General features: G+C 45.3%; 26 protein-coding genes. 11 read left to right on the top strand and 15 right to left on the bottom strand.

The window, feature by feature from the left end; genetic code table 11:
* Positions 1-59: 59 nt before the first annotated feature.
* The 3 genes from FFM78_RS03915 to FFM78_RS03905 form a co-directional block, all read right to left on the bottom strand.
* Positions 60-842, bottom strand: a complete 783-nt coding sequence (locus FFM78_RS03915) for a hypothetical protein (protein ID WP_137637136.1) — start codon at positions 840-842, stop codon at positions 60-62.
* 210 nt (positions 843-1,052) lie between these two features.
* Complete coding sequence (locus FFM78_RS03910) at positions 1,053-2,009, bottom strand: alpha/beta hydrolase (RefSeq protein ID WP_137637135.1); 957 nt, start codon at positions 2,007-2,009, stop codon at positions 1,053-1,055.
* Between the two features lie 73 nt (positions 2,010-2,082).
* Positions 2,083-3,306, bottom strand: coding sequence for an MFS transporter (locus FFM78_RS03905; protein WP_137637162.1), 1,224 nt, complete (start codon positions 3,304-3,306; stop codon positions 2,083-2,085).
* A 255-nt stretch (positions 3,307-3,561) separates the two neighbouring features.
* Here FFM78_RS03905 and FFM78_RS03900 point away from each other — a divergent pair, with 255 nt between their 5' ends.
* Positions 3,562-4,248 (top strand): DUF975 family protein, encoded by a 687-nt coding sequence (locus tag FFM78_RS03900; protein ID WP_137637134.1) that lies wholly within the window; start codon positions 3,562-3,564, stop codon positions 4,246-4,248.
* Positions 4,249-4,342: 94 nt separating this feature from the next.
* Here the strand turns inward: FFM78_RS03900 and FFM78_RS13800 are convergent, their stop codons facing one another.
* The 3 genes from FFM78_RS13800 to thrC all read right to left on the bottom strand — a co-directional run bounded on the left by FFM78_RS13800 (position 4,343) and on the right by thrC (position 6,566).
* Positions 4,343-4,495 carry a hypothetical protein gene (locus tag FFM78_RS13800; protein ID WP_171001830.1) on the bottom strand — a complete coding sequence of 51 codons (153 nt, stop codon included), beginning with the start codon at positions 4,493-4,495 and terminating at the stop codon, positions 4,343-4,345.
* A gap of 75 nt (positions 4,496-4,570) precedes the next feature.
* Positions 4,571-4,825 carry a hypothetical protein gene (locus FFM78_RS03895; RefSeq protein ID WP_137637133.1) on the bottom strand — a complete coding sequence of 85 codons (255 nt, stop codon included), beginning with the start codon at positions 4,823-4,825 and terminating at the stop codon, positions 4,571-4,573.
* A 244-nt stretch (positions 4,826-5,069) separates the two neighbouring features.
* A complete protein-coding gene (gene thrC, locus FFM78_RS03890) occupies positions 5,070-6,566 on the bottom strand; it encodes a threonine synthase (RefSeq protein ID WP_137637132.1) in 1,497 nt (498 codons plus the stop codon).
* 660 nt (positions 6,567-7,226) lie between these two features.
* On the opposite strand from thrC, the gene FFM78_RS03885 reads away from it, so the two are divergent.
* From FFM78_RS03885 to leuD, 4 genes are all read left to right on the top strand, one after another.
* A complete protein-coding gene (locus tag FFM78_RS03885; protein ID WP_223877001.1) occupies positions 7,227-8,393 on the top strand; it encodes a 2-isopropylmalate synthase in 1,167 nt (388 codons plus the stop codon).
* On the top strand, positions 8,390-9,442 hold the full coding sequence (gene leuB / locus FFM78_RS03880) for a 3-isopropylmalate dehydrogenase (protein WP_137637130.1): 1,053 nt from the start codon (positions 8,390-8,392) through the stop codon (positions 9,440-9,442). The genes FFM78_RS03885 and leuB overlap by 4 nt, the downstream gene beginning before the upstream one ends.
* Before the next feature lie 21 nt (positions 9,443-9,463).
* Positions 9,464-10,837: a 3-isopropylmalate dehydratase large subunit gene (gene leuC, locus FFM78_RS03875; protein WP_137637129.1), complete on the top strand. Its 1,374-nt coding sequence runs from the start codon at positions 9,464-9,466 to the stop codon at positions 10,835-10,837.
* Positions 10,838-10,992: 155 nt separating this feature from the next.
* Positions 10,993-11,580, top strand: coding sequence for a 3-isopropylmalate dehydratase small subunit (leuD, locus tag FFM78_RS03870; RefSeq protein ID WP_137637128.1), 588 nt, complete (start codon positions 10,993-10,995; stop codon positions 11,578-11,580).
* 9 nt (positions 11,581-11,589) lie between these two features.
* Here the strand turns inward: leuD and FFM78_RS03865 are convergent, their stop codons facing one another.
* Positions 11,590-12,501, bottom strand: coding sequence for a LysR family transcriptional regulator (locus tag FFM78_RS03865; protein ID WP_137637127.1), 912 nt, complete (start codon positions 12,499-12,501; stop codon positions 11,590-11,592).
* A gap of 81 nt (positions 12,502-12,582) precedes the next feature.
* Here FFM78_RS03865 and vprA point away from each other — a divergent pair, with 81 nt between their 5' ends.
* Complete coding sequence (gene vprA / locus FFM78_RS03860; protein ID WP_137637126.1) at positions 12,583-14,040, top strand: vinyl phenol reductase; 1,458 nt, start codon at positions 12,583-12,585, stop codon at positions 14,038-14,040.
* Between the two features lie 34 nt (positions 14,041-14,074).
* A complete protein-coding gene (locus FFM78_RS03855; RefSeq protein WP_137637125.1) occupies positions 14,075-14,632 on the top strand; it encodes an NADPH-dependent FMN reductase in 558 nt (185 codons plus the stop codon).
* Positions 14,633-14,722: 90 nt separating this feature from the next.
* Here the strand turns inward: FFM78_RS03855 and FFM78_RS03850 are convergent, their stop codons facing one another.
* Genes FFM78_RS03850 through FFM78_RS03835 form a run of 4 tightly spaced genes read right to left on the bottom strand, consistent with a single transcriptional unit; the run spans position 14,723 to position 18,469 of the window.
* Positions 14,723-15,652 carry an ABC transporter substrate-binding protein gene (locus FFM78_RS03850; RefSeq protein ID WP_137637124.1) on the bottom strand — a complete coding sequence of 310 codons (930 nt, stop codon included), beginning with the start codon at positions 15,650-15,652 and terminating at the stop codon, positions 14,723-14,725.
* Positions 15,653-15,669: 17 nt separating this feature from the next.
* A complete protein-coding gene (locus tag FFM78_RS03845) occupies positions 15,670-16,677 on the bottom strand; it encodes a FecCD family ABC transporter permease (RefSeq protein ID WP_137637123.1) in 1,008 nt (335 codons plus the stop codon).
* A complete protein-coding gene (locus tag FFM78_RS03840; protein ID WP_137637122.1) occupies positions 16,674-17,657 on the bottom strand; it encodes an iron ABC transporter permease in 984 nt (327 codons plus the stop codon). The genes FFM78_RS03845 and FFM78_RS03840 overlap by 4 nt, the downstream gene beginning before the upstream one ends.
* A gap of 2 nt (positions 17,658-17,659) precedes the next feature.
* Positions 17,660-18,469: an ABC transporter ATP-binding protein gene (locus tag FFM78_RS03835; RefSeq protein ID WP_137637121.1), complete on the bottom strand. Its 810-nt coding sequence runs from the start codon at positions 18,467-18,469 to the stop codon at positions 17,660-17,662.
* Positions 18,470-18,834: 365 nt separating this feature from the next.
* Between FFM78_RS03835 and FFM78_RS03830 the strand changes: the two genes are divergently transcribed.
* Positions 18,835-19,080, top strand: a complete 246-nt coding sequence (locus tag FFM78_RS03830) for a YdeI/OmpD-associated family protein (protein WP_137637120.1) — start codon at positions 18,835-18,837, stop codon at positions 19,078-19,080.
* 28 nt (positions 19,081-19,108) lie between these two features.
* On the opposite strand, the gene FFM78_RS03825 is transcribed toward FFM78_RS03830, so the two are convergent.
* The 3 genes from FFM78_RS03825 to map all read right to left on the bottom strand — a co-directional run bounded on the left by FFM78_RS03825 (position 19,109) and on the right by map (position 21,647).
* Positions 19,109-20,305: a DUF2075 domain-containing protein gene (locus FFM78_RS03825; protein WP_137637119.1), complete on the bottom strand. Its 1,197-nt coding sequence runs from the start codon at positions 20,303-20,305 to the stop codon at positions 19,109-19,111.
* Between the two features lie 99 nt (positions 20,306-20,404).
* Positions 20,405-20,653, bottom strand: coding sequence for a hypothetical protein (locus FFM78_RS03820; protein WP_137637118.1), 249 nt, complete (start codon positions 20,651-20,653; stop codon positions 20,405-20,407).
* A 202-nt stretch (positions 20,654-20,855) separates the two neighbouring features.
* The gene (map, locus tag FFM78_RS03815) at positions 20,856-21,647 is read right to left on the bottom strand and encodes a type I methionyl aminopeptidase (RefSeq protein WP_137637117.1); all 792 of its coding nucleotides are present in this window, start codon (positions 21,645-21,647) and stop codon (positions 20,856-20,858) included.
* A 143-nt stretch (positions 21,648-21,790) separates the two neighbouring features.
* On the opposite strand from map, the gene FFM78_RS03810 reads away from it, so the two are divergent.
* The 3 genes from FFM78_RS03810 (at position 21,791) to FFM78_RS03800 (ending at position 24,189) form a co-directional block, all read left to right on the top strand.
* A complete protein-coding gene (locus FFM78_RS03810; protein WP_137637116.1) occupies positions 21,791-22,501 on the top strand; it encodes a B3/B4 domain-containing protein in 711 nt (236 codons plus the stop codon).
* A gap of 182 nt (positions 22,502-22,683) precedes the next feature.
* Positions 22,684-23,037 (top strand): DUF1827 family protein, encoded by a 354-nt coding sequence (locus tag FFM78_RS03805; protein WP_137637115.1) that lies wholly within the window; start codon positions 22,684-22,686, stop codon positions 23,035-23,037.
* 378 nt (positions 23,038-23,415) lie between these two features.
* Complete coding sequence (locus FFM78_RS03800; RefSeq protein ID WP_137637114.1) at positions 23,416-24,189, top strand: hypothetical protein; 774 nt, start codon at positions 23,416-23,418, stop codon at positions 24,187-24,189.
* A gap of 87 nt (positions 24,190-24,276) precedes the next feature.
* Here the strand turns inward: FFM78_RS03800 and FFM78_RS03795 are convergent, their stop codons facing one another.
* A complete protein-coding gene (locus FFM78_RS03795) occupies positions 24,277-25,587 on the bottom strand; it encodes an NCS2 family permease (protein ID WP_137637113.1) in 1,311 nt (436 codons plus the stop codon).
* Positions 25,588-25,622: the final 35 nt, after the last annotated feature.

Genomic DNA, 25,622 nt, shown 5'->3' with positions numbered 1-25,622 from the left:
AAAAAACGTGCAATACGACTGTCTGTTTTAGTGTCGTGTTTCACGTTTGACTGTTAAAACTAATGCACTAATCGCAGCAACCGCAGCAATCCGTTTAGCAATACGCTAACGAGCACGAACATGATCAGCCAGCTGACGGTCATCAGGCCAACATGTTCGATCAGCGCGGTCGCCACATCGCTGCGACCTAAAATGGCGATCAACCCGCTAATAACTAGTAACAGCAATAATGTCGGTAAGACGCCAGTAGCCGCGTTTTTGAAGTCAGCCGGGCTTAAATCAAAGCCGCCTAAGGTGATATTGGTTATTAATACTAACCAAAGTAGCAGTAAGGGTAATGAGCTAAGCGCGAAGCTACCCAGCAACCATTGCAGTGCGGCGCCGCTGGGAGCGGTGACGAAAGCTTCTAAACGTCGGTAAGTCACTGGTAATAACAGATAGGTGCTAAGGTACATGGCGGCGGTGCAGCCAAAAATGGGCGCGATGCCGATGAATAAATTACCAAGCGTCGGCCACAGCTTTTTAGTTGCGGCGTGTTTGACGTAACCAAGCGCCTGTTCAGTCGAATCAGCGTTGAGGTGCCACGGTAGCACCAGTAATTTGTAGTCGATAATTTTATGGCGAAAAAGTAACGCCGTTAATAGGTGGCTGGTTTCGTGTAAAATAATGCCGAGGCCTCCGCAATAAACTTGGGCTTGCAGGCCAAATTGGTTGACCAGCAGTTGTTTGGAGTTGCGATTGAGGTAAGTGAGCACCAATACGAATAAAAAAGGCAGTAAAAATAGATAGCCGATCAGCGGCAAAAAGGTCGCTGTGAATGCCGTCATAAACTGTGTGAACATTAATTCGATCCTTTCTAAATAGGCTTAGTTTAGCATTTTTAGGTTTAAGGCAGACGTCAAGCCGCTTTTTGTAGTTTATTTTTAAACTTTAGTTATACATTCAGATAAGGTAACTAACTGGGGCAAGAGAACCGACTATTTTTGCCAAATCTAAAATAAACCCGCGCAATTGGGTTTTGGTCCAACTGTGCGGGTTATTCGTTAAGCAAGTCAATCGTTTGGAATTGGTGGATCTGGTAAATATTCTTGTAGGAAGGCGACTACGTGGCGGCGATAACGCAATGGATCCAACCAAAAGCTTTCAACATGGGTGGCACCTTTGACTAGCCAGAGTTCGCGGGGACCTTGGGTAGCCTTGTAATTACGGAAGGCCATTTCACTGGGCACAAAGCTATCATGATCACCGTGAATGAAGAAAATTGGCAAGTAATTTTTCTGTAATTGCGTAGTTGATTGCACTGTATTGAGGTAATAACCTAAGTGGCGCTTGTTGATCAAGCTAACTAGTGGCACAAACGGATATTTTGGCAAATGAAATTGCTTTTTCAATAAGTAGGCTAGTTCGGCCTCGATACTGGAGTAACCACTATCGGCGATCAAGACTTTGACCTGCGGTGGTAATTTTTCGCCACTCATCATTTCCACAGTCGCACCGCCCATGCTGGCGCCAAACAGTACGATCTCTGCGGTGACACCAACTTTATCAATGATCATTTGTAACCAATCTAAATAATCGACCCGGTCTAACCAACCGAAGTTGATATATTCGCCGGCGCTACTGCCGTGGCTACGATTGTCTGGCAGCAGCACGTTATAGCCGAGTTCGTGGAACATTTTAGCGTAATTAGCCATGGTGGCGCCATCACCTTTGTAGCCGTGAGAAATGATCACAACCCGTTTACTGGCCGCAACGGGAATAAAATGGGCGACTAAATGATTGGCTGAATCGGTGGGATGCAATTGCCAAGTAGCCTTGGGGATCTGCTTATACCAATCTAAGTAACGATAATAATCATCAGCGTATTTCTGTTTATCGGCCGATGTTTCGGGGATGTAATCGACCCGTTTAAAGGCATAATCGAACAAGCGCAAACTAGCGCCAAAAACGCCGGAAGCTACTACCAGCGGCGTCGCTAATTCGGCTGCTCGCCGTTTATTTATTTTCATTAGCGCAACCTCTTTTTTTAAATAATTATCCTTATTATACGCAGTTTTCATGGAAATACCTATTGTTTTGAACTTAATTAGCATTGGCATTAGGCCATAGCCATTGTTTGACTAATGTTCGTTGGCTGATCAATACGGGTATCAGCAACAATAAAGCTAATAGGCCACAGGCAGGAAAGCCCCAAGCGCCGGCAAAGATATCCATGACCCCACCGACGTACAGGCTACCGATCGGTGTGGTCCCCTGATTCAGTAGAACATAGACACTCATGACGCGCCCGCGTAATTGATCGGGAATTGCGAATTGGAAGGACGCGTTAGATTGATTTAAGAAGATCATATTACAGAAGCCGTTGATCATCATCAGTGCCATGGCCCAAGTAAACGAATGAACAAAAAGCATTAGCGCTTGCACCGTTGCAGTTCCCAGACCAGCCATTAAATAAATATTGCGTTGAAGACCAAAACGCGACAGGTAACTCATCAAAAAAGCAGCGATCAGCGAACCGATCCCTGTGGCAGCCAATAAATTGGCGTAGGTCTGTGCACCAGAGTGGAGCACTGTTTTAGCAAAAATAGGGATAATCACATTATTGTTAAAGTTTAATGTACAGACCACCAACATTAATTCTGCGCTAAGGCGAATATTGGCATGTGACCAAACATAGGCTAAGCCAGATTTAATGTCTGACCACAGCCGCTGGTGTGACGGCGTAGCGAGGACAACTTTTTGCTTGATCAAAAATAATCCAGCTAACACCGCCATGTAACTGATCGCATCGACTAGAAAACAAAAACTAACGCTGAACTTAACCATTAATAAACCAGCCAACGAAGGGCCAGCGATCTTAGCTAAGTTAAACACGGTTGAATTTAACGAAATACCATTCATTAAATCTTTCGGACCAACTAATTCGACCACAAAGGATTGCCGGGTCGGGCGGTCAAAACTTTGAAGCAGACCGTAACCGATGGCGATCAATAGAATTTGCCAATACTGAACCACTTTCAGGTATACGATCAAAGTCATAATACTACCTAAAATTAAAAACCCAGTTTGGGTCAGTAAGAGGATCTTTCGTTTAGGATAACGATCGATCAACGTGCCGGCCACTAAGGTCAGTAATAAAATGGGTATGAATTGACACGCTGATAAAATACCGACTAACAAGGCCGATTTTGTCATTTGATAAACCAACCAAGTTTGGGCCGTGCGCTGTACCCAGGTACCCATTACTGAAATACACTGACCAAACCAAAAGTAACGGAAATTCTTGACCCGTAAGGAAGAAAACATACTATGTAAAACAGTCACAATAGCAGCCCAGCTTTTTTTAAATTTGCATCTAATTATTAAACTTGTGGTGGCGGATGTCAAACCATTGGCACTGGCCGAAAAAGATAGCCTGGAGCAACAGGCTATTTCCCCAAAAACAGGTTTTCAGTTATACTAGAAAGTGTCGCAAAAGCTAAACGGTGTTTTAAGCCTGTTTATGCTGTTGGCAATAAATTGCAATAACACACCCTAATTTGATGAAGGAGCGACAATTAAATGACGAAAACACGAGCCGAGCTTAAGGCTGAGGCTAAGAATTTATTGCGGGGCCATTGGGGCACCGCAATTGTATTAAATTTGCTGCCTAATCTTTTAATGATTATTTTGTGGTCGGTGATCGTATTTACTGGAATGATCCGTGACAACGTGAGTACCTTAGCCTGGCTGTTTCAAATGCTCAGCCAAGTTGTGATCACGTTGGCCACGGTTGGGGTATCATTAACTTACATCCGCTGGCTGCGAGATCCGCAACGTAAGATCGATCCAGTACGCGCGCCTTTTTTCACTTTTGATAATGGTTGGTTTATCCCCTTGTTAGTATTGGCCATTGGGATTTACGTTTTCACAACCTTATGGTCAATGCTGTTTCTGATTCCTGGGATCATCAAGTCATTTTCTTACAGCCAGACTTACTTGATTTATCAAGATGATCGCCTGGCCGGACGGGAACAAGCAAGTATCTTAACCGCGATTACGCGCAGTCGCGCCTTGATGTATGGGCATAAAATGGATTATTTCATTTTAATGCTTAGTTTTCTAGGTTGGGATCTTTTAGGGGTTGTAACTTTAGGCATTGGCTTTCTCTGGATCGCACCTTATCAATCGGCTACGTACGCGGCCTTTTACAACGATCTTGTTCACGCACAACAAGCAACAACTGATAATGAGCAACCAACTGCATGATCTGATATATTAGTTAAGTCGCTGCCAAATAGGCACGGCTTTTTTTTGACTAAAAGTGGCTGCGATCAAGTGATGATCTCAGCCGCTAATTGCTTTAATGGGTTTGTTTTGCAATGACGTGCGTCCTTTCTTTGCCATAGATCAGTGGTGAATTCTTAGTTTGATGATTGATCCAAAGGACGCTGGCTTGGCCTAATAGAATTGGGGTCAGCATTGCGGCAACCAAGATTTCGACGACTTTTAACATACGCAACAGCTCCTTTCATAGCGTAATAAATGCGGGTAGTTTTCCAGCACACCGGCTGCGCCTTCCTGCAATCAGTTAAACCGTAGCGGCGGGGACCATCCAGTCAAATGACAGCAACTGGTGGAAATGACGGCCCACTGGGATCCATAATCCCGCCGTCAATATATTTTTAAGTGAGGCCCAGAATAATGGATCTTCACGTTGTTTTTCAGAAGTTTTGATCGTTAAAACTTCACCACTTTCTGCTTTAGCTACGATCTGCGGATAGGCCACGCTGACTAGTTGGGCGGTGATGATATTTTTCATTTTCTGGTCATAATCAAGAATCATATTTAGTCATCCCTTGCTTTAGTTGATAAATACAGTTTACTGGTGCTGGCTTAAAGCAAACCTAAAAAAGTGTGATCAAAGTGTAGCGATTTGCTTAGGAAAAGGTTAAAGGATTAAACAAAGGTAAAGAACAACCGGAAAATCGGTTGAAAGCCAGTTTTGGCGTAGGTGCTTCCACGCCAAAAAAACAAGCGACCAGGGCAAAAAGTCCTGGTCGCTTGTTTTGGATTGATCAGCTAGTTATTTAGGCGTGTAATTTAAGCACATCAGCAATAATGCTGCGCATTTGTTCAGGCGTTGTTTCCCGTTTATGCAGGACTGGGGCGCCGATCAAATCACTGACGGCGCTGGGCAAAGGTAGGTTAATGAAGTTAGCTAAACGTTCATCAGCTAAAACGCCATCAGTTGCCTCACGTTCACCGGCTAAAGCCGCTAAAACGGTATTCGGGAATTTAAACGGACTAGCAGTCGCCACCGTAACCGTCAAAGTTTTGTCACCAGTGGCTTCCCGGTATTGGCGCGCAACGGCTGATGCCACTGCAGTATGGGGGTCGATCGTATATTGATTTTCCCGGAAAATACGGTTGATTTCTTTGGTCGTTGCTGCTTCATCCGCGTAACCGGCGTAGAAGCCACTTAATTCCGCTCGCATCGTTTCATTGATGGCATAGGAGCCGGTGGTGGTCAATGTTTCCATGAGCCGTTTTGTTTGTTCACTGTTGTGGCCAGTCAGCCGGAACAATAGCCGCTCTAAATTACTGGAAACTAGAATATCCATTGATGGCGAAGAAGTGACGAAAAATTCACGATTGCGATTATAAATACCGGTGCGGAAGAAATCGGTGAGCACATTATTTCGGTTAGAAGCACAGATCAACTTATTGACCGGTAAGCCTAGTAACTTAGCGTAGTAGGCAGCCAGAATATTACCGAAGTTACCAGTAGGTACGCTGATATTGATTTTATCACCCAGCTGGATTGCTTTTTGATTTAATAACTGCGCGTAAGTATAAATGTAATAAGCAATTTGAGGCACTAACCGGCCGATATTGATTGAATTAGCTGATGAAAACTGATAATGATTGCGCGCTAATTCTTGCCGAAAAGCTGTGTCGTTGAAAATCGCTTTAACGTGGCTTTGGGCTTGGTCAAAGTTACCGGTTAAGGCAACTACGGCAGTGTTAGCGCCAGTTTGAGTCACCATTTGCTGCTTTTGGATCGGGCTGACACCATCACGCGGATAAAATACGATAATTTTCGTGTGCGGTACATCCGCAAAACCAGCCATTGCCGCTTTGCCAGTATCACCAGAAGTTGCCGTTAAAATGACGATGTCCTTAGCGACCTGATTTTTCTTAGCCGCTGTGGTCATTAAGTGTGGTAATAGCGAAAGCGCCATATCTTTAAACGCGATCGTCGGGCCATGGAATAATTCTAAAAAGTAGCCATCTTGTGATTGGCGTAAAGGCGCGATCGCCGGCGTATCGAATTTCTTATCGTAAGCTTGATCAATACAAGCGCGTAATTCTGTTTCAGTGAAGTCGCTGAAAAAAGGCTGCATGACCTGGTAAGCCACTTCTTGATAAGAAAAAGTGCTTAGCTTAGCAAAATCTAAATTGATCGTTGGCATTTCCACAGGAACATACAAACCACCATCGGGAGTTAAACCTTGCAAAATAGCTTGCGAAGCTGTGACTGCCTTAGCAGCCGCATCCCGAGTACTACGGTAAAGTGTTTCCATAATCAAATAATTCTCCTTCAAAGTTAGAATTAAGCTTCGCTAGCGAAGTTTTATTAGCAATTATTAAGTATCTATTCTGATCATTGCGGTATTTTTAAACCGTAAGTCCAGTATGACTAACGGTTGCATTACTTTACTTACAGTCAGAAAATTGACTACCCAAATGATACCATATTGCCGGCTGGTTTTTGCAGCCCTTGCAGTAACTTTTACTAAAATGTTAGGCGGCCTGCTGCGTATTTTGCTGGCTAGTGGGAACACCACTTGATTGGTGCCTTATGAGGATAGGATTAGTTATAAGTTATAAATGAAAAATAAATGAAAATTAATGTTGACAAAGAAAAATTAAATTGATAGGATAAGGACATCAAATCAAGCAAATGAATCGTGAAAGGGAGCTGATCGTTATGACGAAACAAATTAATAATCAATCGAACACCTCCTTATTCTTTGCCCTCCTCCTCTAAACAGGACTCTACACAATCTGTGTTGAGTCCTATTCGCTTTAGGGAAGTAGGGCTCAATGCAAGGCAATTAGCTTAGCACCCTATTTCTTAACCGAGATAGGGTGCTAATTTTTTTGCTGTGAGTGTGATGCAAGGCGGTCAGCTTGCAGAGCACGTTGATATAGACAAAACTTAAATGAGGAGCGTGTTCAAAATGAAAAAAATTCAATTCTTCGACACAACGTTACGTGATGGTGAACAAACGATCGGGGTCAATTTCAGCATTGAACAGAAAGTTCAGATTGCTAAACAATTAGAAAAATGGGGCGTTGATGTTATCGAAGCCGGCTTTCCCATTGCTTCACCCGAAGACTTTGCTGCTTGTAAAGCTGTTTCTGAAGCCGTGACCCACACTATGATCACTGGCTTAGCCCGCTGCAAAAATGCGGATATCGACTCTTGTGTTCAGGCCACGCAGAACGCGCAACATAAGCAGATCCACGTCTTTATTGCCACTAGCCCGATCCATCGCGAAGATAAATTACACATGACCAAAGCCGAAGTGATTCAAAGCATTCATGATCACGTTACTTACGCTAAACGTTTCTTCGATATCGTTCAATTTTCGCCAGAAGATGCCACCCGAACGGAATTAGATTTTCTGGCTGAATCAGTTCAAACTGCGATCGACGCCGGAGCGACAGTGATCAATATTCCGGATACCGTTGGTTATACTAATCCGGCTGAATTCGCACATTTGTTCCAATACTTACAGCAACATATCGCTAACTTTGCTGAGATCACGTTCTCCTCTCATTGCCATAATGATCTAGGGATGGCCACCGCCAATACATTAGCCGCCATCGAAAATGGTGCCACCCGTGTTGAAGGGACGATCAATGGGATCGGTGAACACGCCGGTAATGTTGCGTTGGAACAAATTGCCGCTAACTTCTATGTCCGCCATGATTACTATCAATGTGAAGATAACATTAAATTGGAATATACCAAGGAAACCAGTGAAATGGTCAGCCGTTTCTCCGAAATGACGGTTGCCAATAACCAACCAGTTACTGGGGTCAATTGTTTCGCAATCGAATCAGGGATCCATCAAGATGGCTTCTTGAAGAACCCACAAACTTACGAAATTTTAACGCCGGAAACCGTGGGCATGCCCGCAACGGCCTTACCATTAGGTAAGTTATCTGGTAGCCACGCAGTTATGGAAAAATTGAACCACATTGGTTACCGCGTCGATCGCGGTGACATGCGGCGGATCTTCCCGATGTTCAAAGACATCGCTGACCACACCAAATTAGTTTCCGACGCAGAATTACGCACTATGATGCAAGAATACAAGAAGGACGTGATCTCGGCATGAGCGCAACAATAGCCGTATTACCTGGTGATTATATTGGCCCAGAAATTATGCAAGCAGGTTTAGCGGTGCTGGCCGCCGCTGCCGCAACAACGGATTTCACTTATTCGCTAAAAACTTATCCCTTCGGTGGCGCTGCAATCGACGCAACTGGTGAACCATTGCCGGAAGCGACATTAAAGGGTGCGCAAGCTGCTGATGCGATTTTACTGGCCGCAATTGGTGGGCCTAAGTGGGATGCTGCCCCGCAACGGCCTGAGGCAGGTTTGTTGGCGATCCGTAAAGCATTAGGCTTGTTTGCAAATATTCGGCCGACCCAGGTGCTACCTGCGTTGGTACCGCGCTCACCATTAAAGGCAGAGTTGGTTAACGGTACTGATTTTGTGATCGTTCGGGAACTGATCGGTGGTATTTATTTCGGCCAACCACGGGAATTAGCGGCGGATCACGCCATTGATACGATGGTCTATCAGGCTAGTGAGATCCAGCGAATCCTTCAGGCTGGGTTTGAACTAGCCCAGACGCGGCGGCACCACGTAACGGTTGTCGATAAGGCCAATGTGTTGGCGACCAGTAAACTTTGGCGGCGGATCACTGAGAAAGTGGCCGCTGCTTATCCGGATGTGACCGTCGACTTTGAATATGTGGATGCTGCTTCAATGAAGATCATTCAACAGCCGACGCACTTTGATGTGATCATTACCGAAAATTTATTTGGGGATATTCTCAGCGATGAGGCCGCGACGATCACGGGTTCACTGGGAACGATTCCGTCAGAAAGTCGGGGGATCAGCGGGCCTAGTCTATATGAACCGATTCATGGTTCGGCGCCGGATATTGCTGGCACTGGTCAGGCCGATCCATTGTCAATGATCAACTCGATCACGTTGATGCTGCGCAATAGTTTTCAAGCGACAGCGACGGCCGCCAAAATTGATCAGGCGCTTGCGGCAACGTTAGCCGCAGGGATCATGACCCCTGATCTAGGGGGCAGTGCAACCACCGATTCAATGACGCAAGCCATTATTGAACGGATCAAAGCAGCAGATTAAAACGAAAGAAGCGATGAACGAATGGCACAAACAATGTTTGATAAAATTTGGAATAAACATGTGATCACAGGTGAACCGGGACAACCACAATTAATTTACGTTGATCTACACCTTGTGCACGAAGTGACATCGCCTCAAGCATTTGAAGGCCTACGAGAAAATAAGCGGCAAGTTCGCCGCCCTGAGCGGACTTTTGCGACGATGGATCATAATGTTCCCACTGAAGATATTTTCAACGTTAAAGACGTGATCTCACGGCGGCAAATGGATACTTTGAAGAAAAATTGTACTGAATTCGGGGTCCGTTTAGCGGCATTAGGTGATCGCCAACAAGGGATCATTCACGCGATCAGCCCCCAATTAGGCTTGACACAGCCCGGCCAAGTCGTTGTTTGTGGGGATTCGCATACCTCAACGCATGGTGCATTTGGTGCGATTGCTTTTGGGATCGGGACCTCCGAAGTGGAACATGTCTTTGCGACCCAGACCATCTGGCAAGCCAAACCTAAAACCATGGGGATCCATGTGTCAGGTAAGCTACCAAAAGGGGTTTACGCTAAGGATTTGATCATGGCCTTGATCGCCCAAAATGGGGTCGATTTTGGTACGGGTTACGCCATTGAATTTTACGGTGATACGATTGAACGCATGTCCATGGAAGAGCGCATGACGATCTGTAACATGGTGATCGAAGGTGGCGCTAAATCAGGGATCATTAAACCAGATCAAACGACTTTTAACTATGTAGCAGGCCGTGAATACGCACCGCAAGATATGGCAGCAGCCAGTGACTATTGGTCACAATTCTATACAGATGACGAAAGTGCTTTTGATCAACAGTACGATTTTGATGCCACTAAGTTAGCGCCTTATGTTTCGTGGGGGACTAATCCAGGGATGGCCGTGCCGATCGATCAGCCTTTTCCGGAACCTAAAGATATCAATATGCAGAAAGCTTATGATTATGAGGGCCTAAAGCCGCAAGGGCAGGCTAAGGACATTGATCTAGGTTTTGTATTCATTGGTTCTTGTACTAATGGTCGCTTATCGGATCTGGAAATTGCGGCTAATATTATGCGTGGTCGTAAAATCGACCCAAACATTACGGCGTTGGTGGTGCCCGCCTCACGAGCAATTCGTGATGAGGCCGAACGGCGTGGCTATGCTAAAATTTTCCAAGATGCAGGCTGTGAATGGCGTGAACCTGGCTGCTCCGCTTGTTTAGGCATGAACCCTGATCAAGTGCCAGCTGGTGTGCACTGTGCTTCCACCTCTAACCGTAATTTTGAAGGCCGCCAAGGGGCCGGCTCAATGACCCATTTGGCCAGTCCAGCCATGGTCGCCGCGGCTGCAATCCACGGCCACTTTATTGATATTCGCAGTGAAACGATTTAGCGTGTAAAAATGGTGTTTAAATTGTGTGTAGCGAATCATTTGACTGACACAAGCACACAACAAGCGCTCTTTTTTACGCCGTTTTAGCTAACTCAATGCTGAGAAAATTAAGGCCATAGAAGTTGTTATTTATTAAATGAAAGGCGGCAATTAAAATGGAACCAATCACAATTCATACAGGTAAAAGTGTTGCTTTGATGCGCAACGATATTGATACTGATCAAATTATTCCTAAACAATTTTTGAAAAATATTTTAAAAACTGGCTACGGGATCCATGCCTTTTTTGACTGGCGCTATTTAAAGGGAAGTGGCCGGCCTAATCCCGACTTTATTTTAAACAAACCAAGTTCCCAAGGCGCAACGATCCTTGTGACCGGTAATAACTTTGGCTGTGGTTCTTCCCGAGAACACGCGGCGTGGGCGATCAAAGACTGGGGCTTTAAGGTGATCATTGCTGGTGGGTACAGCGATATCTTCTACATGAACTGTACTAAAAATGGGCTATTGCCGATCGTATTACCGCAAGCAGCTAGAGATATTTTAGCGCAGGCTACGCCAGAAGAAACGATCACTGTCGATCTAGAGCACCAAAAAGTGAAGTATAATGGCCGCGAATTTGCTTTTGACATCAATCCAACTTGGAAAGATAAATTTATCAACGGGATCGATGATATTGATCTGACCATGAGCCATGAACAAGAAATCGAAGCCTTTGAAGCCCGCATCCCTAGTTTTGGTTAAAGGCTGATGTTAGTCCGGCCGATTTAATTGAATGAATTGTTTCAATAGCGGGTTTTGATTCGTCGGCTTATAGAAAGCAATGATCGCGTAAGTTTGTTGGCTAGCAGGTGCACTGATCGGTCTAAATGTGATCTCCCGGTTGTGTTCTAAGTTGGCCAGTATATTAGCGTGTAGCAGTCCTTGGGGATAAAAGGCCAGGGCCTGATTCAAGGCGACCAGGAGTTGCATTTGCTCAAAACTGGGAACGCGTTGAATGTGTTCGTAATTTTGAATACCTGGATTATTGGCTAAAAAGCTCTCCAATAAAAAGGTGGAGCCTTCAGGGCTGTAGTACAGAATCGGCTGGCGTTGTAGATCGTTTTGTGTGATCACCGTTTGTTTGGCCAGTGGATTAAGCGGGCTAAGGCCTAAAACCATTTGATTTTGATACAGATTAAAACTGGCTAATCCGGAAGTTAGGGCCAATGGGTCGATCCCAAAATTGATGGAAAAAGCGAGATCCAAATTATCATTAATAATGCTTTCAGTTAAATGCTCATTACTCAATTCTTGCAACACGAATTGACTAGTGGGTATTTTTTGTTGCAGTTTTTTTAATGAGCGCTGCACCAACGCTGCTTCAAAAATGGAAAAATAACCGACCCGGAGCACGGTGGTTTGTTGATCAACAGTTTGCAGTTGTTGCAGCGCACTTTGATAACTTTGTAGTAGGTCCTGCGCGGTGCCGATAAAATATTGGCCCGCTGCAGTTAAAGTGATTCGGTTCGTTTTGCGTGTAAAGAGTTGAATGCCGACTTCTTGTTCTAGACTGGTGATTTTTTTAGAAACTGCCCGTTGCGAGCGATATTGGGCCTGGGCTGCCTTTTCAAAGCTACCTAATTGTGCAACTAATAGAAAAGTCTTTAATTTGTCTGAATCGATGTTAATTCCTCCCCAACTATAAGTTCGGCTGGCGAACTTATTAAACCGTTTTGCTCATGAAATCACCAGGAGGGTCAAAATATGCAATTACAAAAAGATAAATACGATATTGTGGTCGTTGGAACGGGTGCCGCTGGTTTGGCGGCAGCAGTTGAAGCGGCGCAAAATCAGGCCAGTGTTTTATTGATTGAAAAAGGCCGCCATACCGGCGGTAGCAGCAATTATACCGAAGGCCTATTTGCCGTTGATAGTTATTTGCAAAAAGCCGCGGGTATCAAAGTTTCTGGAACGGCCGTTTTAAAGGAAGAAGTTAGTTATTCAAAATATCGCGCTGATTCCCGTATTTGGCGTCAATATATTGATGCCAGTGCGGATACCGTCGCTTGGCTTCACGATCTAGGTGTTGAATATGAAGGCGTTCAGGCAATGGGTGCTGGCGAAGCAACTTGGCATATTTATAAAGGTATGGGCCAACAAGTGATCAACCAGGTCATGTTGCCTAAAGCGCAAGCATTAGGAGTTGAGGTTTTGACCTCAACGGCCGCTGTGGGCTTGAAAACTGATAGTACCGGTGCGATCAGTGGCATCCAATTACGCGATGAAGCGACGCAGGCGACGCAAACCGTTGCCACCAAAGCAGTCGTTCTCGGTACAGGCGGCTATCTCAATAATCCGCAAATGATGGCTGAACTCACCCATTATGATACTAAACGGTTGATTCCGGTTAGTTCAGGTAAAGGTACCGGTGATGGTCTCCAAATGGCGTGGCAAATTGGGGCACAACAATATGGTACCGGAATGGCCATGTTATTCGGCGGCTATTTACGTGATCCTAGTCAACCGCCATTTGCTTATATGGCCTCACAAATGAATGCTGCGGCAACTTGTCAGCCTTTGCTATGGGTCAATGAAGCGGGCCAACGTTTTGTTGATGAATCAGTTGTTTATAATTTTTCATACGCAGGGAATGCACTGTATACGCAAAGTAAGGTATTCAGTGTGCTTGATCAAGGGGTGATCGACCGCATGGCGACCCAAGGTAACTTTATGGGCCTTGGTGTGTACGTCAAACGCGGCCAGGTTATGGATAAGTTACAGGATGAGTTAGACCAAGCGGTGCAGGAACAAAAACCGTTTATTTTCAAAGCTGATTCCATTGCGCAATTGGCAGAAAAAATGGGGGTACCGGCTGAACAATTAACGACTACTGTGACAACTTATAATCAAGCCGCCGCTACTGGCACTGATCAATTATTTGGTAAGCCAAGTAAATACATGGTGCCGTTGCAAAAAGGGCCTTATTACGGCTTTGCTTTAGCTAACGGGGCTTTCTGCACCATGGGCGGGTTGAAAGTGACGCCAAATAATGAAGTTTTAGACAAAAACGAGCAACCGATTGCTGGCCTATATGCCGCTGGAAATGATGCTTCTGGGCTGGCCGGTGATACTTACGGTCCTAATATGCCGGGGACCTGTGTCGGTTATGCTTTTTATTCCGGCCGGAATAGTGGTCAGCACGCCGTTGCCTATATTAAATAATCAGCTTGAACTTAACGCATAAGGAGCGAACAAATTGAAAGTAATTGGAATTGTCGGTAATAATGCAGATCTTTCGTATAATCGGCTTTTGTTAAAACAAATGGCCGAACGTTACCCTAATTTAGAAATAGAAGTCGCAGAAATCAAAGCGATACCGTTGTTTTGCGAAGCGGCCACTGAGCAGTTACCGGCGGTTGTGACGGCGTTGGCAGCAAAAATTGCGGCGGCCGATGGGGTGATCATTGCCACTCCAGAATATGATCATACCATTCCCGCTTGTTTAAAGAGCACGATCGAATGGTTATCTTGTACAGTCCATCCCTTCACGGATAAACCGGTGATGATCGTCGGGGCTTCACTAGGACCCCAGGGAACTTCACGTGCGCAAGGTCATTTACGTGAGATCTTGAACTCACCTGGTTTAGGCGCTCATGTTTTACCCGGCAATGAATTCCTGTTAAACTTCGCTAAACAAAAGTTTGCCTCAGGCGCTATTGTTGAACAAGCCACGCTAGATTTCATGGATAGTTGTGTTGCGCATTTTGTTAACTTCATACAGGTGCACACGCAAGTACAAACAGCCATCGTTTAATGCCGGTTTTTAGAAGACCGGCGCGCGTTGCGCACAAAACATAAATAAAGCCTTCTTACTCGATCGAGTAAGAAGGCTTTATTTTGGGTGCTATTGATTTGCCTTGAGCAACGCATCGGTGACTAGTTTTAACTGAGCACGGGTTGCGAATGGATCGTAGTAATACATTTTGTTGAAGGGCAATTCAATAACGTGTTTATTTTTAACGGCCGTCAATGATTTCCAGATCGGATTTTTCTGCATGGCCACTAAGGCTGGATCCTGATGACCCTTAGCACTGGAGGAGGTGACAAACATGTAATCGGCCTGATATTTTGGTAAGGATTCCACGGAGATCTCTTTGAAGCCGGCACCAGAATCAACTTTTTGTAAAGGCTTGGATAGTTTGAAGCCTAGTGCTAGCATCGCCTGGGCACCACGGCTAAAGCCAGAACCATAAGCGTATAATTTGCTACTTTGCATTTCGTAGACCCCAAAGGAACTATTGCGATTGATCTTAGCCGCCTTTAACCGGTTGACCTGCTTTTTAGTGGCGGCGCGGAACGATTGCTTGAACGCTTGGGCTTGTTTTGGGCGCTTTAATAATTTAGCAAAGTAATTCATTGAAGCGGTAAATTGCTGTGTTTTTTGATACGGAATTTCCACGGTTGGCGCGATTTTTTCCATTTTCTTAGTGTCGCTGTCATTACTAGTAATGATCAGATCGGGTTTCAGCTTTAAAACAGCTTCGGCACTCATCGGCGTCCCAACGTCGGTGATTTTTTTAACTTTGCTTTGATTTAAAAATGGATTGGCCAGTTCTAGCTGGGTGGAACCGACAACATGCACATTTAACGCCATCACTTGACCTAAGTACAGGCCAGCGACGACACGCTTTGGATGATCAGGAACTTGGACAGTACCGTTAGCGGCCTTAAAGGCGTGGGTGGCAGCAGCCGCAACCGGACGTGGTGTAAATATAACGAGCAAGGCGACTGCGATCAATAAGCTACTGCAGATCCGCCGTAATTTTTTTGACATCATGAAACCCCCCAGAATTAAATTATTGTGCGATCAGTTTGGTGTAGTAATAAATAAATGAAGTAAGGCATGGTAATAACAGCCACGACTAAGCCTACCGGTAATTGGTTAGGGGCGAAAATGTTCTCCGCCAAAACCGCTGCAAAAAGAACGATGTTAACGCCGAGTAGTGCTGTCAGTGGTAAATAATAACGACCGTGATTGCCGACTAAGCGGCGGGCAATATGTGGGGCCATCAAGCCAACAAAGCTGATCGCACCGCCGCCGGCTACGGCCAAACCGGCGAGTAATACAGCCATGAGCAACAATAACTGGCGTTTGCCGGCAACACCTAAACCCAGCCCGCTAGCTGCTTGCTGACCCAGTGAAAGTAGATCACTAGCCCATAGTCCGCGGATGGTCAGCGGTAGTAAGAGAAGTAAGCCTAGGCTGAGTACCGCAATGTACGACCAATCTTGATTCCAAAAATCACCGCTGATCCAGATGATCAACTTATCAAAATCGAATTGGTTGAGCTGTAGTTCGATCAATAGAATAATGCCATTTAATAGGGTGCCGCTGGCGATCCCCAGCAATAAGAGCTGTAATGGTTGCTGTAAACGGCGTTGAATGAAGACGATGCTGGCACCAAGCAGACTGCCAAGTACCGCAAATAGTGGTAGTCCGTAGGTTTGCGGCAGCGGGATATTTAAGTAACCTAGCGCTAGAAAAACGACTGCCCCCAGGCTAGCTCCGGCATTGATGCCCATAATACTGGTATCGGCCAATGGATTTTCGGTGACCAATTGTAAGATCGCACCGCTTAAACTTAAGCAAACACCACAAATGACGCTTAAAGCGATTTGGGGTAAGCGAAATTGTAGCAAAACTAGTTTAGCCTGGGCACTGCCTTGGCCGCGTAGAACTTGGCCAATTTCTGGTCCCGTCAGGTGAATACTGCCATGGGTCAATTGAAAAATGATCAGGCCAACAAATAAGAGGTCGAACAAGGTACAACAAATACGAAAGCGCTGTTTCTGCTTCATGTTGTCAACGCCCCCTGTTTACGCCAAAGAAAGACGAATAAGAATAAACCGCCGAGAATCGCACTTAACGCTCCTAATGGTAGTTCAAATGGTGGCCGTACTGATTTAGCCAAGGCGTCACCAAAACTGAGGAAGGCGCCTCCGGCTAACAAAACTTGGCCCACAGTATTTTTGAAGCGATGGCCGCTGAGCAGGGCGATACACTGTGGGATTCCCAAGCCAACAAAAGCAATATTACCGGCTACGGCCACACAACCACCAGCGGCTAAAACGATCAATAATGCGGCTAGGATCCGCGTTCCATTACGCTGACTACCCAGACTTTGGGCCAGCTGATCGTTTAGGGTCAGCAAAGTCAAGGCCTCCCGAAGGTAAAAAATACCCACCAGTAAGATCAATAAAAGCGCCGTCAAAAGCCAAACTGAACTATAAGTAATGCCGGAGAAGCCACCGACTAATAAAGTTCGGTATTGGGCAGTCGTTTCCGTCAAAAGACTGACTGCGTACGCAACGCTGACCAAAAAACCAGAAAAAATACTGCCGCCTAAAATTAGGCGTAGCGGCTGCATACCATTGCGGGTCAGCGATAGGCCGAGTACAACGCAAAAAGCGAGTACCGCACCGATCAGTGCTAAGCCGAAGCGAGCGCCGATTGTAAACGGAATGCCCAGCACCGTACCAACGATCAAGGCTAGGTTAGCCCCGCTGTTGACACCTAGAATTGCCGGATCAGCAATCGGATTTCGGGAAATCGTTTGTAACAATTGGCCGGCAACAGCTAGCTCAGCGCCAACTAAGCCACTGGCTAGTGCGCGTGGTAGCCGCACAAACAGAATTGTTTTTGTCTGCAGGTCCGTCTGGGGATGAATAAGTTGTTGTGGACTAAACCAAGTCGGACCACTACACAAATTTACGAGCAAGCCGGCCACTAATAAAATGATCAAAATAAGGTAGCGGCGTCGGTTTTGTTGTGCCCCCATTACTAGACCTCCATTGCTGTGGCTGCAGTAGCCAAAGTATCGTAACTGGTGATCATCGGACAGTTTAGCCGGGGTTCTAAGGCCACTGTCGCGTCGATCTGGAAAACCTTTGCCAACATTCGCGCCGTGAAAATTTGATCAGGCCGCCCTTGATACATGACCTGCCCAGCCTTTAAACAAACTAGGAAATCACAAAAGCGGGCGGCTTGATTTAAATCATGCAGCACGATGATGATCGTTTTGTGTTGGGTTTGATTTAAGGTTTGTAGCAGCTTTAGAATTTCTAGCTGGTGGGTCAGATCAAGGTAAGTGGTGGGCTCGTCTAATAAAAGAATATCGCTGTTTTGTGCCAACGTCATTGCGATAAAGGCACGTTGGCGTTGACCGCCAGAAAGGTTAGCTAAACTACGTGTGGCTAGCCCTTCAAGATTAGCGGCAGTTAAGGCTTGATCAATGGCGGCTTCGTCAGCAGCTTGTAAACCATGTAGCGGTTTTTGGTAGGCAAAGCGACCGTACGCCACTAGATCACGTACTAGTGTATCTGCCGGTGCTTGCGGATTTTGCGGTAAACTAGCAATATTTTGTGCCCGGATTTTAGGTCGAAACCGATTTAATGGCTGCTGATTAAGCATGACCGTGCCGGCGGCTGGTTGCCGGAAGCCAGAAAGCACGTTGAGTAAGGTTGATTTACCACTACCATTTGGGCCGATCAAGCCGATGATCTGTTGGTCCGGAAATTTTATATTTAAATGCTCAATGATCATGTGGTGGGGATAACCGATGCATAGATCATGGCCTTCAAGTTGCGTCATACTGATCACTCCTAACTAGCAAGTGGTGCGTTAGATTTTGCGTTAAATTTATGGCGAGGCACTAAATAGTTTATGTTATAAACATAAACTAGCGGTTTAATTTAACGGAAAATGCCGTAAATAGGTCGGTGCAGTAAATATTTAGCTATTGTACCGAAAATTAGTTTAAGATTAAGAATAAATTAAAATAAGCTTGCTTAAAATCCTATTTTAGCAGAAGAAATCGCGACTGACTAGGCTAAATGAAAAATGTTCTCAATTAGAATGAAACGCGCTTCGTTCTCATCTTGGGTTAAAGGCCTTTTCAGCTTGCCTAGTATTTGCTATGCTAATTGCAAATGGATCATTGAAGGAGTCGAGCAAACATGGCAGAAAAGAAAACACTTGCTGATTATGAAGTGGATATTCCTAAGGTAAGTGCCTTACTTACGGCAACACCGACAACTAAGAAGTTCTTCGATGAACTAACGCCAGGTTATCAGCGTGAATGGGCGCGTTACATATTTGGGGCTAAGGCTGAAGCAACTAAACAGCGGCATATTGCGGATATGCAGATGATTCTAGCAGCTGGCTTTAAATCTAAGCGCGGTTATGGGCAACGGGCAAAATAAAAATGGACTGGCATTTGCCAGTCCATTTTTATAAGGCCAATAATTGTGCACGTAATTTGGGATCGCTGGCGTAAAGATAAAGACCGTAGCGACCACGTTGTAATAAAACATTGATCGAATTAAGAATGATCTGTTGCTTTACCTGTTGCGCTTGCTGTTCACTTAGATCAGCGCGCCGTTTAAAGGCTTCATGATCTTGATATTTATCGGGTATTAGCTTAAGGCGCCGCGTAGCAGGGTCATAACCGACTGCAGGACCTAGGATGATGCCAACATAATTCAGATCGAAGCCTTGGATCGTATAGATCGAGCCGACCTCATCTAAGGTTGCCGGTCGTTCTGCCCAGGTCACGTTTGGGTCCATATTTTTATCCCACGGCAAGCGGAAACCTGGTGCGGTCACATAATAAGTCTGACCATCTAATTTATAGGGAAAATCGGCTGTGGCAACTAACCGTGCCAGTCCGTATTCGTGATCACGTTGGCGTAGTTGTTGATAAAGTTGGCTGGCATCAGCGAAAATGCGCAGGTCAAAAGTCGGATCAAGCGGGCGTGGTAATAACTTACCCTGTGTGCCCAGTGCAGTTAACCAGTGTTGCGTTGCTGGTTGGGCGTGCACCCGAAATTGTTGGGTCAATTGAAAAGTTTCGTGGGGGCGGTCAGCGAGAAAGGCTGCTAACTTAGTATTATTCCAGTAGCTTTTCATTTTTAAAACTTGGTGCTCATCAAAAACTAGAATAACGATTCGGCTATGTTTGCAGATTTCAGTCAATTGATTTTCTTGGGTAAACCGATTGTAACGGTCACTTTTGGTCAACAGCAGATGGGCTTCATCTACCAGCACAATATCGGCCATTCGTTTTTGTTTAGTCAGCTGGTTAATGAACGGTGTTGGCTTCATAAAATCCTTTTTGTGCAGACTAGCTTGGGTAGCGGCGATCTGTTTATACGTTTTTAGCATTTCCGGGTGATTGACTAGTAGGTAATTATGGGTTCGATAAAAAGGGCTACTGGCATTCTGGCTGGCCTGTTGCAGAGTATTGATCAATGCGCTAAGCACAACGCTTTTTCCGGTACCAGCCGCCCCTTTGATAACGAATAAACCTGTTTGCCGGGTGGCTAAATGTTCTGCGCTAAAGTCAAGCAGCTGCTGCATTAACGTGGCCTGCTGGGCTGATAGTTCAGTTTGTGGAGCCAACTTAGCTGTGGCAGTATTAGTTAACAAACTTTTCGACCTACTCTCTATTCTGAAATTCAGTACCAGTAATTGGTTAGGGCTACGTTGAATTTACCAACCAGATCAACAAACGCCAACATTTTCAAATTAGGGAATGTAGCGATTGATCGCTTTTTGTAAGTTATGGATCTCCAATAAAGTGATTTCTGGAAAAATTTTGAACACAAAAGAAGCAAAGGTATCATGGTGATACTTGTAATTCATTTTCCCCACTGAATAGCTACTAGCTGCGTGCTGGCGGCGGATCTCAAGATCATAACTTGCTTCAGGATGGAGAACGATATAGGTGGTAGCGTCAATCTGAATAGCTGCAATATTGGTGTCAGTCATTGGCATAACGGTTCAACTTCTTTCCAAAAGATAGTTCTATCATACAAACATATGTTCTTGATTGTCAAGCTGTTTTGGCTAAGAAGTCTATTAATTTAGCGGCCGTTGCTTTACATATTGGGGCAAGTAATGGTAATCATGTCTTGCTGAAACAAAACGGCCGTTATATAAAAACACGCACTGAAATAGGTCAGTGCGTGAGGTGAGCTTATAAATATTTAGCGTCAAATTCAGGGTCTTGTGAGGTTAAAATCTTAGGGCCTGCTTTGGTGATCGCCAAAGTATGTTCATATTGTGCGGCCATTGAGCCATCTTCAGTCGCATAATATTCCCAAGTATCATGTGGGACGACCCGGGTCGTTAAATGCCAGGTGCCGCGTGTGATCATCGGTTCGATGGTAATGGTCATACCTTCGCGTAGCCGTAACCCTTTGCCGGCCTCACCATAATGGGGAACATTGGGTGCTTCGTGAATGGTCGGTTGGATACCATGACCGATCAATTCACGAACATCGCCGTAGTTATTTTCAACTTCGGTATATTGTTGGATCGCATAACCAATATCACCGATCCGGTTACCGATAACTGCTTGGTCAATACCCAAGTATAACGCCTTTTTAGTGACTGCCATTAACTGCTGGTTTTCTGGAGAAATTTCACCAACGGCGTAGGTCCAGCAAGAATCACTTTCGTAACCGTCTAAATTAACGCACATATCGACCTTAACGATATCGCCGTTTTTAAGGTCCAAGCCACGCCGCGGAATGCCGTGGGCAACTTCATCATTGATGCTGATACAAGTCGCGTATTTATAGCCGTCAAAACCAATTTCTGAGGCGGTTGCGCCGTGAGCCTCAATGAATTCGCGGGCGAATTTTTCGATGGCCCAAGTTGAAATGCCCGGCTTGATCAAGTCGCGCAAACCTAGATGCACGCCGGCCAAAACTGCGCCTGACTTACGCATACCCTCAATTTCACGTGCTGATTTTAAAGTAATCAAAATAGTAGCCTCCATAGTAGTAATCTCTACTATTGTAAACTTTTTTTGTTAAAATAACAGCACTTGGATATATAATGAAAACAAGCGCTTGCGCCGGTTACCGCCAGTCGCTGCATTCAATTCAAAGTGAGGAAGGTTTGCTTATGTTTAAGTTTGAAGTTGCGCCAGAAGTGTTCCGTGAATTACCTGATGTTTTGTTTGGTGTGGTCTACGCACAAAAACTGGATAATAAAACTGCTCAACCTAAGATCGAACAACGTTTGGCGGCCAATATTGCGGCGGCAGAGCAACAATTTCATGACAATACTGAAGTTCGGGCTAATACTAATATTGCCTTGTATCGCGCGGCATTTCGTACACTGGCGATCAATCCGAATAAATATAAGGCGTCGATCGAGGCGTTGCTTAGTCGCGTGGCTAAACAAAAAGGGTTGCCGCGGATCAATCCACTAGTCGATTTAGGTAACGCTATCTCGCTGCAATATCAAATTCCCATTGGTGCCCATGATGCGGCAACCTTGCTTGCGAATACTGAAAGTGTCCGCTTTACTACCGCCGGTGATGCCTTTGTTCCCTTTGGTGAAACCACTGCAGAAACGCCAGATGAACATGAATTAGTTTATGTTTCCGGTCACGAAGTGCGGACACGTCGCTGGATCTGGCGCCAAAGCCAGCAAGGCGAAATGACGCCAGACACCCAGGCGGTCTTTTTCCCATTGGACGGTTTTACACAAAATAAAGCTCAGGTCTTAGCCGCCCGGGATGATCTAGCGCAGACCCTGCAGGCGATTTATGGCGTTACGGTGACTTGCGGCTTGGTGGACGTCACGCAGCCGACCTTTATAGTTGAGTAAATAATTGGTAATTTAGGCGTCATTTATTTAAAATGAGGATTAGCGGGAGGTCAGCGTTTAAGCGAATCACGCCTGACCTGCTGCAGGGTTTAAAATAAGCTTAGTACTCAGAAGCTAGGCGCTTTTCCCAACACACGCTAATTGAATGACCTGTTACGGCTGCTATAAGGAGGTTACGATTTATGAAACTAATTGAAACACCCATTAAAGTAAATACAAGTTTACGTAAAATGATTCCTAATACGATCGCCTACCTGTACGGCAATAAGGCGATCCGTTATTTCCGCAAATATTCGCTAGGTAATACCAGCGTACATTATGTTGATGACTTTGAACATTTAGACGTGATTTTAACCAACAGTAACCGGCGAATTCGGGAAGATGAAATAAAATTTGTTTGCGAACGGCTGTTACCAGGGCAACCGATCAATGAAACAAAGCGTTTCAGTAAAGAGCAAATTGAAGCGGCCCGGCACCATAAAATTCGTTCGATGAAAGACATTGTGATCATCGAAGCACCGAATCCAGCAGAATAAATTAAACAGCGCCTACCGCATTAAGCTGCGGTGGGCGCTGTTTTTCTGCGGTAGCAGGTGTTGAACCGCTAAGCAACACAGCGCTAAAAGGTAACAAGTCCCAGTAGCAAGGCAACTAATTAGGTTGCATTTAAATTGTTGGTGCGGCGAGGAACTTAACGGGGGTTTTTCTCTGTTTAGGGCATTGATCTTTGTTCTCATAATAGTTACCGCTTAGTTTTTTCAAGCGCGCTTAAAACGGTGATTAATTTTAAAAATAATTGCCGCCTGACACTAAATGCCGTATTGTGACACAAGGCGCGTGTAGAATTTGAATCAGCACTTGGCGGTTAACTAGCAGCAACCACCAAGAAATTCATTATGATGGGAACGATTCAAATGAACGCACAAGACTTTCGCAATCAAAACCTATTAAACTACGCCGACTATCAACGAATATGTCAGAAATATTCCCAAGTTGCCAGCTTTGCCTACTGGGTCGATAATTTTGTGGCAACCAAGTATGCGGCACCTGATCTGTTAGTCAATAATGAGACCGAATTTGATGAACGGTTAAAGGGCAATCTGCAAAAAGGGGTCGCCATGATCGGTCTTAATTTTGGTGCACGGAAAAAGGATAAACTTTATACTGAGGTCATGCATTCGGCGCAGTTACCAGTTGCACAACGCCTGGCTTTACGGCGGGAAATTAATAATTTATCGAATCAATACGCCAAAAAAGGGGCTTACCGTTCCATGTATCCCGCTCTAGATACTTATCAAGCAGCGCCTTCCGTTTTCAAAGGGGCTTACATGACGGACCTGTTTAAATTTGCGTTGGACGAGAAGCAGGCCTGGATCGGGGCTGGGATCGCCACACCTGAAGGTCGCGATTTGCAGCAAGTTCTTGATGGCCAGCCGGAATTAATCGCCGAAAACATTCAAGGTTTAAAGTATGAGCTGCAAACAGTTGTCGGCATGCCTGAACGCTGTATTTTGGTGTTAATGGGCGGACAAGTTCAGGGTTATGCAGCGCAGATCAAGCAGGCCTTTCCCCAAGCCTTGGTCCTGAATTTCGGCCACTATTCGGCTTATCAATTTAGCCATGAGCAATGGTTAGCAAAGGGTGAAAAGCTAAATGCTACTGCGTTGGCAGGCATTGCCAATTGGTGAGCGCCGTGTTTTTAAGCGTGCGGATTTAAAATAAAAGGTTGTACCACTGATCACTGGGATCGGCGGCACAACCTTTTTTTGCAATAATTACTGGTTTAATATCCAAATGAACAGCACGAAAACGAAGAATAGCGCGTACATCAGCGGGTGCACTTCTTTGCCCCGTTTGGCAGCGATCATGGTGATCGGGTAAACGATGAAGCCTAAAGCGATTCCGTCAGAAATACTATAAGTTAATGGCATTCCGAGAACGATCAAGAAGGCGGGAATGGCGACTTCCAATTTGTCCCACTGAATTTCGCGTAAAGACTGCGCCATTAAAACGCCAACGATGATCAAGGCTGGCGCGGTGACCTGTGTGGTGACCACCGCTAATAACGGTGAGAAGAACAGGCCAACGATAAACAGTAAGCCGGTGGTAACGGCAGTTAGGCCAGAGCGGCCGCCGACTGCGATTCCGGCCGAAGATTCCACGTAAGCGGAAGTTGGTGAAGTTCCTAATAAGGAGCCGACTAACATTGATGACGAATCCGCTAATAAGGCGCGCCCGACCCGGGGCATTTTGTTATTGACCATGAAGCCAGCCTGTTCAGCCAAACCGACTAAGGTACCGGCGGTGTCGAAAAAAGTGACCAGCAGGAAGGTCAGCACGACCACCAACAATTGCAAGGAATTGATATCCCCAACATGAAAAGCCCCAACTAAAAAAGTCGGTTTCAGGCTCGGTGCGCTGGAAATGATGGCACTAGGCGCGTCGATCAAACCAGTGAGCAACCCTAAAATAGCGGTGGCCACCATTCCGATAAAAATAGCGCCAGGTACTTTCCGAACCATTAAAATAGCGGTGACGAGCAACCCAAAAATCGTTAACCAAGTGGTGCCAACGCCAAATGAACCGAGACCAACCACCGTTGATTTATTAGCGACGATCAGGCCACCATCGTGCAAACCGAGAAAAGCGATGAATAAACCGATCCCCGCCGCAATGGCCAGTTTTAAATTCCGGGGGATCGCGTTGATGATCGCCTCACGCAATTTTAAGATAGTGATCAGCATAAATATCAGCGAAGCGACGAAAACGCCAGCTAAAGCTGTTTCCCATTTAATTTTCATGCCAATAACAACTGAATAAGTAAAGAAAGCGTTGACGCCTAGTCCTGGTGCAATCGCAATTGGATATTTAGCCAAAATACCCATAAGGATACAACCCAATGCACTGGCTAAAGCTGTCGCTGTGAAGACAGCACCTTTATCCATGCCGGCAGCCCCTAAAACACTAGGATTGACGAATAAAATATAGGCCATTGAAATAAAAGTTGTAAAACCAGCCAAAACTTCCCGGCGGACAGTGGTGTGTAAGTTAGATAAATCGAAGTAGCGCACCAAATTTTCTTTCACGATGAATACCCCTTAACTGTAAATGTTTAAAGCCC

This window comes from Loigolactobacillus binensis (assembly GCF_005405165.1).
In the GTDB taxonomy this organism is placed as follows: Bacteria; Bacillota; Bacilli; order Lactobacillales; family Lactobacillaceae; genus Loigolactobacillus; species Loigolactobacillus binensis.
The sequence above is the reverse complement of the archived record's forward strand: the minus strand, read 5'-3'. Positions and strand labels throughout refer to the sequence as shown.